The sequence below is a fragment of the Kaistella sp. genome, from assembly GCF_041824135.1.
Taxonomy (GTDB): Bacteria; Bacteroidota; Bacteroidia; order Flavobacteriales; family Weeksellaceae; genus Kaistella.
Window position 1 is genome coordinate 1 of the sequence record NZ_JBGZYM010000084.1, and the last position, 12,552, is coordinate 12,552.

Here is a 12,552-nt window from a genome sequence, read left to right on the forward strand (position 1 = left end):
AAAAAAAAGAAAACTCCCGAAAGAGTTTTCTATAAAGTCGGGGCGGCAGGATTCGAACCTGCGACCTCCTGGTCCCAAACCAGGCGCGATGACCGGACTACGCTACGCCCCGAGTAATTTTTTAACTAAACCTGCAGAGAGTGCAGAGAGTCAAATTTATAATTTTACCAAAGATTCTGATACAGATCAAAAAATCTTTTCTACAATTAAACAAAAAAAAGACTGAGAAAATTCTCGGTCTTTTTCAGTGAGCGCGACAGGATTCGAACCTGTGACCGTCTGCTTAGAAGGCAGATGCTCTATCCAGCTGAGCTACGCACCCAATTTTTGGGATTTTCAAACTCATCGTTGGGAAGATGAATTTTTTAAAAAAGAAAACTCTCGAAAGAGTTTTCTACAAAGTCGGGGCGGCAGGATTCGAACCTGCGACCTCCTGGTCCCAAACCAGGCGCGATGACCGGACTACGCTACGCCCCGAATAATTTTTTGGCGAAAGTTGCGGAGAGTAAGGGATTCGAACCCTTGGTACAGTTTCCCATACGCTTGTTTAGCAAACAAGTCCTTTCGGCCACTCAGGCAACTCTCCAGTGCAATATTTATAAGAGCGTCTGTTCTGTAATTGCGAGTGCAAATATAAAAGAGTTTTTGTTATAAACCAAAATAAATTCCTAAAAAATATTCGTATTTTTGACTCTAATTTTAAATTATTTCAAATTACATGCGTAATACATTATCTATCATATCCTTAGGATTACTAATTATTTCTTGCGGATCGCAAAAAAATATTCAATCTGCCGCGGTTAAACCAACAATGCCCAAAGTTTCACCTGTAAAACCTGTAGTTTCCGTTCAAAAACCGAAAGTTCACAACGAGCATGGAGTCGATTTTTTCAGAGAAAATATCGCCGATGCAACCAAAAATGATAATACGGCCAGCTATGGTTCTATCGTTTCTGCAAATCCTGCAGGATACAAAGTGGTCAAAACTTTTTTCCCTTCCGTAGGTCAGAATTTTCGTCAGAAATATATCATTCTGCATTATACAGCTTTAGATGATGACAAGTCGGTGACTGTTTTAACGCAGCAATCAGTAAGTGCTCACTATTTAGTGAATGATTTTGGTGATAATGAAATTTATCAATTAGTTGATGAAAATAAAAGAGCCTATCATGCTGGAATAAGTGCTTGGAGAAAAGATAAAATGTTAAACGATACCTCTATCGGAATTGAGATCGTGAATGCTGGTTATAAAACAGACGCAAGCGGAATTAAAATTTTCCCTGAATATCCGGAAGCACAGGTAAGAAAAGTTGCCGCCTTGGTGAAAGATCTTGCCCGCAGATACATGATTCCCGCCACTAATGTTCTCGGACATTCTGATGTCGCGCCGACCAGAAAGCAGGATCCAGGACCAAAATTTCCGTGGAAAAAATTATATGATGAGTATCAGATTGGAATGTGGTATGATGAAAGTACCAAACAAAACTTTTACGACACCGCAGTTTTAGACGATTATGCCATGCAAATGACGGTTCCTTCGTTTATTTTTAAAATTCAAGGTGCATTGCGGGATTTCGGATACGATATCAATCCGACTGGTGAGTATGATGATACTACTAAGAAAACGATTGAAACTTTTCAATATCATTTCCGACCGCAGAATTATTCTGGGATGATGGACGCTGAAACATGGGCAATTTTACAAGCCTTAAACTTGAAGTATCCAAATAAATAAAATATCTTTACAATTCTAAAAGTGGGCGATAAAAATCGCTCATTTTTTACATACTTTTTAGATCAATTTAATAAAGCAGTAAATAATCTTAACCTTCTCAACAAAATTATTTTTATGGAAAATTTCAGAAATGAAAGCGATTTATTAGGAACTTTACAGGTTCCTCAGAATGCATATTATGGAGTTCAAACCCAGCGGGCCATTGATAACTTTAAAATTTCAGGACAGACCCTTTCTTCTTATCCACATTTTATCAAAGGACTTGCAATTGTAAAAAAAGCAGCTGCAAAAACAAATTATGAATTGGGCTTACTGGAGGAAAATCTTTACAAAATGATTGCAGAAACCTGCGATGAACTTGTTGCTGGAAAACTACATGAAGAATTCCCGATCGATATGATTCAAGGTGGAGCGGGAACTTCGGTGAATATGAATGCGAATGAGGTTATTGCCAACCGGGTTTTAGAAAAATTAGGAAAAGAAAAAGGAGATTATCAGTTTTGCTCTCCAAATGATCATATCAATCTTTCACAATCGACGAACGACGCTTATCCAACTTCATTGAAAATGGCTTTACTGGCGATGAATGTTGAGTTGGTAGAGAAGCTTAAGAAAATAGTTGAAGCATTTCGTGAAAAAGGAAAAGAGCTTGCACCCGTGATCAAAATGGGAAGAACCCAATTACAGGATGCAGTGCCAATGAGTATGGGGCAGGAGTTTGAAGCTTTTGCGGCAACTCTGGAAGAAGATATCTCTAAATTAAACGGAAACGCCAACCTATTTGTTGAAGTAAATATGGGTGCAACGGCCATCGGAACTGGATTAAATGCGCCGGTTGGTTATGCCAATCTGTGTGCTAAAAACCTTTCTCAATTGACCGGTTTCGCCATTGTTTCTGCACCAAATTTAGTGGAAGCAACGCCAGATACGGGAGCTTATGTCATTTATTCTTCTGCTTTAAAGAGATTAGCGGTGAAACTTTCTAAGATCTGTAATGATCTTCGTTTACTCTCTTCAGGTCCAAGAGCAGGATTTTTTGAGATCAACCTTCCAGCAATGCAGCCGGGCTCCTCAATTATGCCAGGAAAAGTAAATCCTGTTATTCCAGAAGTAGTGAATCAGGTTTGTTTTAAAGTGATCGGAAATGATCTAACCGTTACTTTTGCAGCAGAAGCAGGACAGTTACAGTTGAACGTAATGGAACCGGTTCTTTCTCATTCGATCATGGAAAGTATGATTTTCTTAGGAAATGCGATGGATACTTTAAGAGAAAAATGTGTGGTAGGAATTACCGCCAATAAAGAAGCGTGTCTGAATATGGTCAGAAACAGCATCGGGATCGTAACTGCCTTGAACCCTTATATCGGCTATAAAAATTCTACTGAAATTGCCAAAGAAGCTTTGCAGACAGGAAGAAGTGTTTATGATCTGGTATTAGAGCGGGGGATTTTATCTGAAGAACGACTCAACGAAATTCTGGATCCTGAAAATATGTTGAAACCCCATCAGCCAATGTAACTTTTAGCGATAAAAGCTGACTTATAGAGATAATCGGATAATTTTAAATAATTAATGAAAAAAATTTTAACAACAATAGCAATGATCGGAGCATTCATGCTGGCTGACGCGCAGAAATTTGAAACTAAAAAAGCAACTGACAACAGCGGCTATCAATATGAAACCGTCATCAATGATAAAACAGGTGTAAGAGTTTATACTTTAAAAAATGGTTTAAAAGTTTTCCTGGCGAAAAACGATGACGCACCAAAAATTCAGACTTACATTCCTGTGAGAACGGGAAGTAATAATGATCCAGCTGACAATACAGGTCTAGCGCATTATTTGGAACACATGATGTTCAAAGGGACTTCAAATTTGGCCAGTGCAAATTGGGTAAAAGAGAAACCACTTTTAGATCAGATTTCCAGCTTATACGAACAGCATAAAGCAGAGCAGGATCCAGAAAAAAAGAAAGCACTTTATAAAAAAATAGACGAAGTTTCTCAGGAGGCCAGTAAATATGCAATTGCTAACGAATATGACAAAGCGATCTCTTCGCTTGGAGCTTCGGGGACTAACGCGCATACTTGGTTAGATGAAACGGTTTATAAAAACAATATTCCCAACAACGAATTGGAGAAATGGTTGAAAGTTGAAAAAGAAAGATTTTCTCAATTAACTTTAAGATTATTCCATACTGAACTGGAAGCGGTTTACGAAGAATTCAACCGTTCTCAGGATAACGATAGCCGTTTGGTAAATTATGAATTAATGGACGCTCTTTTTCCAAAACATCCAAACGGTCAGCAGACGACTATTGGAAAATCGGAGCATTTGAAAAATCCTTCAATGGTTGCTATTCACAAATATTTTGACGAATATTATGTGCCGAACAACTACGCGATGGTTTTGGTGGGAGATTTAGATTTCGACAAAACAATCAAAATGGTTGATCAATATTTCGGGAATTTTGAATATAAAGAATTGCCGAAAAAACAAATGATCACCGAAGATCCGATGACTAAAATCGTAGAAAGAACTGTAAAAAGTCCTTCTACACCAAGATTGCAAATGTCTTGGAGATCTGATTCTTACGGAACTCAAAATGCTAGATTGGCAGATATCGTCGGAAATATCCTGACCAACTCCGGAGATTCTGGTTTGATTGATTTAAACATTAATCAAAGTCAAAAAGCTTTGCGAGCAATGGCTTACGAATCAGCATTTAAAAAATACGGAAGTTTCTCCTTAATTATTGTTCCGAAAAATGACCAGACTTTTGACGATGCGAAAAAGTTAATGTTAGATCAAATTGATTTAGTGAAAAAAGGAGAATTCCAGGAATGGTTAATTCCGGCGATCATTAATGATATGAAGATTCAGCGAATGAAAACATTTGAAACTGCTGATGGATTAGCAAGCAGTTTATATGGAACTTATATCAATGACAGAACTTGGGAACAGGAACTGAATGAGATCAACGAATACGAGAAAATTACGAAAGCTGACGTCGTGAAATTTGCCAACGAATTTTTTCAAGATAATTATGTTATCATTAAAAAAGAAAAAGGCGTTAACGACAAACTTGTTCGCGTAGAAAATCCGGGAATTACTCCAATTAAATTGAACAGAGAAGAGCAATCTCCATTTTTAAAAGGAATTTTAGCTCAGAAATCTTCTGATATTAAACCAGAATTTATCGATTACGCAAAAGTGATTAAAACCGATAAAATTGGTGATAAAAAAGTAAGTTTCGTTCATAATAAATACAACGATATTGCGCAAGCTCATTTTGTGTTCCCTTTCGGAAGTGATAATGACAAAGAATTAGGATTGGCTACTCAGGTATTACAATATTTGGGAACCGACAAATTATCTGCTGAAGATTTGAAAAAAGAATTCTTCAAATTAGGTATTTCTAATGATTTCAGGACTTCAAATGATCAGCTTAGAATTTCTTTAAGCGGTTTAGAAGAAAATATGCCGAAAGCAATCGAGTTGTTGAAAAACTGGATGCAGAACGCAAAACCAGATCAGAAAGTTTACGCCGAGAATGTGAAAACAATTTTGGAAGGTCGTGAAGTTGCTAAAAAAGACAAGGGTAGAATTATGGCTGCTTTGTCAAATTATGCGAAATATGGTAAGGTTTCCCGCTTCACCGATGTACTTTCTAAAGATCAGTTAGAAGCGATCAACTCCGTAGACATGACCAACAAAGTACAGAACTTATTGAAAATGCCTTACGAGATTTTCTTTTACGGGCAGGATTTCAACGCCTTTAAAAAATATGCAAAACCTTTCGTAGAAAAGGAAACCATGAAAGTTGCGGCAAAACAAAACTATCCTGAACCAGCGACCGATGGAAACGTCTATTTTACCAATTACGACATGGTACAAACCGAGATGGCGAAAGTGGCAAAGGGACCAAATGTAAATTTAGCTAACCTTGGAAAAATCAGTGTTTTCAATGAGTATTTTGGAAGAGGATTGTCTTCAATCGTGTTCCAGGAAATTCGTGAAAGTAAGAGTTTAGCGTATTCTGCGTATGTTTCTTATGCTTCAAGCAGTGAATTGAATCGTCCGGATTATGTGACGACTTACATCGGAACTCAGGCGAATAAATTGCCGCAAGCAGTTACTGCAATGGATGAGTTGATGGCGAATCTACCGCAAATTCCAGCTCAGTTTAATAATGCTAAAAATGCAGCTTTGAAACAAATTGCTTCAGGTAGAATTAACAGAACGAATATTTATTTCAATCAGTTGAACCTGAAAAAATTAGGCGTTGATTATGATTTGAGAAAAGATATTTACAAAGAAGTTGAACAATTATCTTTAGCAGATTTAACCAATTTCTACGATTCGCAGATGAAACCGATGAAATACAATACGGCGATCATTGGTAAAAAAGAGAACTTAGATATGGATGCTCTTAATAAAATAGGAAAATTCCAGGAAGTGAGTTTAGAAGAGATCTTCGGATACTAATTTAAAATTCAATTCAAAATATTAAAAAAGTGAGACTTCGGTTTCACTTTTTTTTGTTCAATACTAAAATTAAAAAAAAATTGTTTTAAGAAGGTGAAATATTTAGTCGCTTTTTGTTGTGTTCAATTCTCTTATTTGATTCAGGCACAGGAATCTATATTGTTTAGCAATGATCAGTATAGCGGCATCAGTTCGGTCATGATTTCGCCTGCACAAGCGTTTCTTAACCCAAATCCGTGGGATATCACTATTATCGCTGAAGATGTATTTGTTCAAAATGATTATGGATTTATTTCTCAGCAAAGTTTTATCGGTCTCATCAATGCTGAGATTAAATCAGCCAGTATTAAGAAAAATATAACGGGCGATAATACTCCTGATGTTTTTGACTTTTACAATAAAGAACTCGGGAATTATCATTTGAGTTCCGATATTCTGGGTCCGTCTTTTCAGTTAAAAATAAAGCTCAAAGAAAAGGATTTTGCAGTTGGATTGTTTTCCAGATTGCGGACTCAAAGTTCAGCGGTGAACGTTGATAATTATTTAAGATTTGGAAATCAGGATCTCTTAGAACCGGAACTTTACACCCTAAAACCTTTGAAGATCAATTTTATGAATTGGGCCGAAATCGGTTTAAATGTCGCCACAGCAATTTTTCCTTATTCAGATCATCAATGGATCATTGGCGGCAATATAAAATATGAGATCGGCTTAGATGCTTTGAATGTAGAAAGCAAAGTTCCGTTTCAATTGACCAGATCTAATGATGAAGTAGATGTAAAATCAATCGTCGCTTCTGATTATGATATTGCGGCCAGTTTTGTTACCAATTATAATTTTGAAACCGATCGATACGAATATCAGCAACGCGGAAACGGATTGGGGTTCGACTTTGGGTTAACTTTTGTTGATCGCGATTCAAACGCCGAGGATTATAATTTGAAAGCAGGTCTTAACGTATTGGATATCGGATCCGTTAGTTTTGAAGGAGAAAATCACTTATTAAAAGGTTCGCCCGTAGAACTTGAAAACAATCCAACCTTTAAAAACACGAAGTTTAAAAGTCCACACCAATTTCTGCAGCTTTTAAGTAATGAAGTTTATGGCGACGAAAATGCTTCTTTACAGGGAACTGATTTTAAGATCGGTTTGCCGACGAGTCTTCATTTTAATATAAGCAAGAATATTCGAGAACACCATTATCTTAATGCCGATTGGATTCAGCGAATTCCTGTCTTCGAAAATTCTCTTAAGCGCTCCAATATTTTTAATGTTTCTTACACGGTGCAAAAGCCAGTTGTCGGTTATGGTGGCTCTGTATCGTTGTATGAATACCGAAGTCTTCAAGTTGGAGCTTATCTACGCATTGGACCTTTAATTCTTGGAAGTGAAAATCTTTTCCCCCTCATCTTTAAACAGAAAAGACTACACTCCGGTGATTTTTATATCGCGATCAAATTGTATCCTTTTTGGGATAATGAAATGAAGCGACATCGACGAGAAAACTGTAACTGTTAATTGAATAAACTGCAGTCAATTAGTGGATTATAGTAGAGAATTGGGTGATTTTACTCTTTTGTATTTGAAGAAATAAGGTCATCTTTGTAATGCAATACATAGCAATATTCTTGTACTATCTAATTGTAAAAAACTAAACTGATAACTGTGAAAACAGAAGTTCCGGAATTTTCCGGAATTTTTTTTTGGAAGGTATTTTTGATGTTTATGATTTTTCAGAATCTGATCCCCAATTTTTAATATTATTCAGAATATAAGCCACGATCAAATCATATTCTTTTTCATTCCTGATAATTCGATCATGAAATCTAGCTTGCCACTCAAAAGATTCGTAATTTTTTTCGTTGCACCATTTCTTTAATCGTCCTTTAAACCTATTCACAAATGATGAAATAGAACAAGGAACTAGTGGCGCTAACCCATTTTTTGGAGTTTTAAAATCATTATCTACTTTAAAAATAGTAGCTATAAAATGAACATGATTCGGCATGATCACAAAATGGTCAATTTTTAAATGTGCTAATTTTAACGTTGCATTCTTAAGAAGCTCCTCTGCAAAAAAAACCAATTTCTGTAAAAGACATTTCGTCATTTGAAATTTCACCAAAATGATGTTTTCGGTCTTTCGTAACAATGGTGATGAAATAGGAATTATTGGACGAATAATCAAATCCAGGCAAACGATATTGTTTATGATATTGGTATGCCATTCTCGTAGGAACATGCCTTAGAGGCGTATTCAATATTTAATTAATAATATATTGAAAATAGAGGTAATCAAATTTAGGAAATATATTTTATACTTGATTAATTTTTAAAATAGAAGAACGCGCCTCTAAGGCGCGCTCCTACAAATCAATATATTTTAATAAAAATTATTTCACAATCTTCATTTCCTTTATTAACCACTTCGCATCCGCATATTTATCAACGATGAAAAGAATGTATTTCGTGTCCACCATAATATTTCTACTAAAACGCGGATCGTAATTAATATCACTCATCGTTCCTTCCCACTGTCTGTCGAAATTCAAACCGATTAAGTTTCCATAAGCATCCAAAGCCGGACTTCCAGAGTTTCCACCAGTAGTATGATTGGTTGCCGTAAAGTTGACAGGAACATCACCGGTTTTATCTTTGTAAACTCCGTAATCTTTGGCGTCATAAAGATTCACCAATTTCTTCGGAACATCGAATTCATAATCACCAGGAACATATTTCTCCATCACGCCTTCTAAATGGGTCTGGTAACCGTAAGAAACAGCATCTCTCGGATTAGAACCTTTTACCTGTCCGTAAGTTACACGAAGTGTAGAGTTGGCATCTGGGAAGAATTTACGGTCTTTATCGGTTTCCATTTGTTGTGCCATAAATTTCTTCTGAAGCACATCAATTTTATCCTGAAGTTCTGAATATTTCCCTTCTGTTGTTTTCATGTAGGAATCTTTCATTGCAGAAGCCCACTGAATAATCGGATCATTTTTTAAGTTTTTGATCAACTCTGCTGGATTAGCAAAAACTTTATCAATGTTTGTTGCAGCAGTGGCTCCGTTGAAAGATCCTCGACCGGTCACGACAGAATTTTTAGACCAACCTTCTACCATTTCTATATTTCTATTCACATCTTTCAGCTGACTGAAATTGTTAGGAAGAAATTTCTCAGGAGTTTTTTCAGCATAAAGTGCCAGCAATTGAGCCGTTACTTTTGCATCCAGTTCACCATTGTAATTTTGATAAATTCCCGATAATCTATTTTTGAAAGCGGTTAATGTTTGGTCATTAATTTTTCCAGCTTCATAGCTGCTCATGAAATTCAGATATTGATTTGCCAATGAAAGCGTTTCGGCATTTCTAACAACTTCTGAATAATAAGACCGGTTTAATGAATACGGCGATTGCTCATTGTACAAATTGTTCAATTGCTCGATCGTAGTTTTAATCGCTGGATTTTTAGCCATTAAAGTTTGTTCGTATTTTTTCTTTTTACCAACGGCGTCAGATTTTTTCAATCCTTCAACTTCGCCGATCCATTTTTTCCAGTAATTGGCTACCGAAGCATATTTAGAAGCGTATTTAATTCTTGTCTCCGCATCAGTTCGCATTTTTTCGTTTAAAGTTTTCAGGGCTACTTCACGAACAGCGATCATTGCAGGATCGGTTTCGGTCATTACCTTTTCTACGGCAATAGCAGGTAAATATTCGGTCGTTCTTCCTGGGAATCCAAAAACAAACGTGAAATCATTTTCCTGCTTATCTTTAATGGAAACTGGTAGAAAATATTTTGGTTTGTATGGGATATTATCTTTTGAATATTCCGCTGGCTTATTGTCTTTGTCGGCATAAATCCTGAACATTGAAAAATCTCCGGTGTGTCTTGGCCAAACCCAGTTATCAGTATCAGAACCGAATTTACCAATTGAGCTCGGTGGTGCTCCTACCAATCGAATGTCTTTATAAGTTTCAATGATATAAGCGTAATATTTATTACCGTAATAAACTGGCTTGATAACTACTTTTTGCCATGGCTCTAATTTGAAACCAGCTTTCACTGCGTCCATATTTTTATTGATGATGGCTTGAGAAGATTTATCATCTAAGTTCTGCGTACCAGCTAAGATTTGTGCAGTTACTTCTTTGATATCTGCGATAAAATCTACGGTAACTCCGGGATTGGGCAATTCTCCGTTCATATCTTTTGCCCAGAAACCATTGCTCAAATAATCATTTTCAACCGAGGAATGTTTTTGAATCTGACCGTAACCGCAATGGTGATTGGTCAATAATAATCCTTGTGGAGAAATAATTTCGGCCGTACAACCACCATTGAACTGAACTACTGCATCTTTAATACTCGGTTTTGAAGGGTCGAAAATTTGTTTTGCAGAAATTTTCATTCCCAAATCCTTCATTTCCTTTTCGTTAAGTTCGGTAGGAATCCACATTCCGCCGTACTGTTGGGCAAAAGCCATCACTGCTGGAAAAAGTATTGCCGATAGCAAAATATTCTTTCTATTCATTTTTAAAATTTGCCCTAAAAATAAGAAAATTTATGATAATATGCCTTATACAACGGTCTGAAATAAAGGACGTATCACTATTTTGCTTTGAATTTGATGGGAACAGTTCATTAAGTGGCTCTATAATTTGAAATGTTCGTGAAGCCTTGATCAACTTATTTCAGATGGAATATTATTTGATTTCTTTTTTTTAAATCAACAAATTATGGAGTCCATTTTTATTCAATTACTAAAGCTTTTTATTATTGCAATTCCGGTTGCATGTATTGCCTGGACCGTCACCCATGAAGAAATTTTTCGGGAGCCGAGAGAATTTTGTAATAAAAAATCAGAAGAATGTAACAGTATTTTACAGCGAAAATTTTATTATTTATTTACCTGCGAATATTGTTTCAGCCATTATGTGACGGCTTTATTTATTTTCATTACGGGTTATCAGTTGCTTTTTGAAGATTGGCGAGGTTATTTAATTTCGTTCTTTGCCGTTGTTTTTATCGCGAATGTTTACATGAGTTTGTTCGGCCTGTTAAGACAAAATCTTAAAACAGAAAAGATAGAAGCAAAGTTAAAAGACAATGAATGGCATGAAGTCAAAGAGGAAATTGATGAAAAGTAATTCTAAGATTTAAATTTCCGAGGTTTCATTTTTTACGATTTCGGCTTTGATGGCCAATTCCTTTGGATCGTCTTGCGTATCAAAATACAACCATTCCATCGCTCGTGGAAATTCTTGAGACCAATAAAATTCCTGGTGTTTTCCTTCGTCGTTGATGCTAACTTTGAATTCAAATTGCATCGACGTTGCATCTTCCCAACCTTCCATCGTTTTTTCAAAAAGTTGAATTCTTTCCGTCATTTCTGAACCTTCTTGTTCGCCGCCGTACATATAAACTTTAATATCATAAGGATTTTTAAAGTTCATTTGAGGAAAATTATTCTCAGGATTTAACCAAAGTGAAGGTGAGAAGATCATTAATTTTGAATATACTTCCGGATAAAGAAAACCGCTATAAATACTGATCAATCCACCCAAAGAACTACCACCAATTCCGGTGAATTCTCTCTCAGGTTTAGTTCTATAAACTGAATCAACGTAAGGTTTCAAAGTGTCTGCCAGAAAACGGACATATTTTTTTCCTTCCGCATTTTCCGTAATGGAATCATTGTCTAAGACGTATTCTTTAATTCGATCGTCACTGCCATTTTCAATTGCAATAATAATCACGTCGCCTCGACCATATTCCGCCAGGATCGACATTTTTTTATCGATTTCCCAGTTCCCGAAAGCCGAACCTTCATTAAAAAGATTTTGCGCATCCTGTAAATAAAGAACAGGATAATCCTTTTTTGTTTTATGATAATTATAAGGCAAAAGTGCCCAGATTTTTCGAGTCCTGTTGAGTTGTGGAATAAAAAACTTCTCAGAAATTATTTCAACAACTGGAAAGAATTCCTGTTTAAAAGGTCCCCAATTAATCCGCCATCTTTCAACTTCATCTTCAGTTTCTAATTCTTTTTTTTCAATTTTCCGATTGGGGGTAACATTTCCAAATCGATCAATTTCTACATTTCCCCAACCGCCGCGTGTAAATTTATACTCGATCAGTTCCGGAAGTTTTTCATCTTCAATTTCGATGAAATAAATGTTATCCGTTGTCGCAGTCAGTTCAAACGATAAATCCCGTGGATTCCATTTGTTGAAATTTCCGGTGATAAAAACGGGTCTTGTGTCGTCTTCCTTAGATTGTAGCGTAAATCGCATAGGTGTTTTCTGTATTTTTCAGGGTTAAAAAT

The 12,552-nt window shown here is 36.1% G+C and carries 8 protein-coding genes and 4 tRNA genes; 5 read left to right on the plus strand and 7 right to left on the minus strand.

The genetic code is table 11. The features are described from left to right. Nucleotides 1–37: 37 nt before the first annotated feature. The 4 genes from ACEYOS_RS09910 to ACEYOS_RS09925 form a co-directional block, all read right to left on the minus strand. Nucleotides 38–112 (minus strand) — tRNA-Pro (locus tag ACEYOS_RS09910). Between the two features lie 136 nt (nt 113–248). Beyond that, nucleotides 249–322: transfer RNA gene (locus tag ACEYOS_RS09915), tRNA-Arg, on the minus strand. Nucleotides 323–402: 80 nt separating this feature from the next. Then, a tRNA-Pro gene (locus ACEYOS_RS09920) sits at nt 403–477 on the minus strand. A 22-nt stretch (nt 478–499) separates the two neighbouring features. Further along, nucleotides 500–586: transfer RNA gene (locus ACEYOS_RS09925), tRNA-Ser, on the minus strand. A 132-nt stretch (nt 587–718) separates the two neighbouring features. On the opposite strand from ACEYOS_RS09925, the gene ACEYOS_RS09930 reads away from it, so the two are divergent. The 4 genes from ACEYOS_RS09930 (at nt 719) to ACEYOS_RS09945 (ending at nt 7,741) form a co-directional block, all read left to right on the plus strand. Continuing rightward, nucleotides 719–1,735, plus strand: coding sequence for an N-acetylmuramoyl-L-alanine amidase (locus tag ACEYOS_RS09930; RefSeq protein WP_373707651.1), 1,017 nt, complete (start codon nt 719–721; stop codon nt 1,733–1,735). A gap of 114 nt (nt 1,736–1,849) precedes the next feature. After that, on the plus strand, nt 1,850–3,253 hold the full coding sequence (aspA, locus tag ACEYOS_RS09935) for an aspartate ammonia-lyase (RefSeq protein ID WP_373707652.1): 1,404 nt from the start codon (nt 1,850–1,852) through the stop codon (nt 3,251–3,253). Between the two features lie 54 nt (nt 3,254–3,307). Then, nucleotides 3,308–6,223 carry a M16 family metallopeptidase gene (locus tag ACEYOS_RS09940; protein ID WP_373707653.1) on the plus strand — a complete coding sequence of 972 codons (2,916 nt, stop codon included), beginning with the start codon at nt 3,308–3,310 and terminating at the stop codon, nt 6,221–6,223. Nucleotides 6,224–6,316: 93 nt separating this feature from the next. Beyond that, nucleotides 6,317–7,741: a hypothetical protein gene (locus ACEYOS_RS09945; protein WP_373707654.1), complete on the plus strand. Its 1,425-nt coding sequence runs from the start codon at nt 6,317–6,319 to the stop codon at nt 7,739–7,741. Nucleotides 7,742–7,946: 205 nt separating this feature from the next. On the opposite strand, the gene ACEYOS_RS09950 is transcribed toward ACEYOS_RS09945, so the two are convergent. Next, complete coding sequence (locus tag ACEYOS_RS09950; protein ID WP_373797569.1) at nt 7,947–8,465, minus strand: transposase; 519 nt, start codon at nt 8,463–8,465, stop codon at nt 7,947–7,949. 151 nt (nt 8,466–8,616) lie between these two features. After that, nucleotides 8,617–10,758, minus strand: a complete 2,142-nt coding sequence (locus tag ACEYOS_RS09955) for a S46 family peptidase (protein ID WP_373707656.1) — start codon at nt 10,756–10,758, stop codon at nt 8,617–8,619. A 205-nt stretch (nt 10,759–10,963) separates the two neighbouring features. On the opposite strand from ACEYOS_RS09955, the gene ACEYOS_RS09960 reads away from it, so the two are divergent. Then, the gene (locus ACEYOS_RS09960; protein WP_373739208.1) at nt 10,964–11,374 is read left to right on the plus strand and encodes a hypothetical protein; all 411 of its coding nucleotides are present in this window, start codon (nt 10,964–10,966) and stop codon (nt 11,372–11,374) included. Nucleotides 11,375–11,383: 9 nt separating this feature from the next. Here ACEYOS_RS09960 and ACEYOS_RS09965 read toward each other — a convergent pair whose 3' ends face one another. Then, nucleotides 11,384–12,520 (minus strand): alpha/beta hydrolase-fold protein, encoded by a 1,137-nt coding sequence (locus ACEYOS_RS09965; protein WP_373709986.1) that lies wholly within the window; start codon nt 12,518–12,520, stop codon nt 11,384–11,386. Nucleotides 12,521–12,552 lie beyond the last annotated feature (32 nt).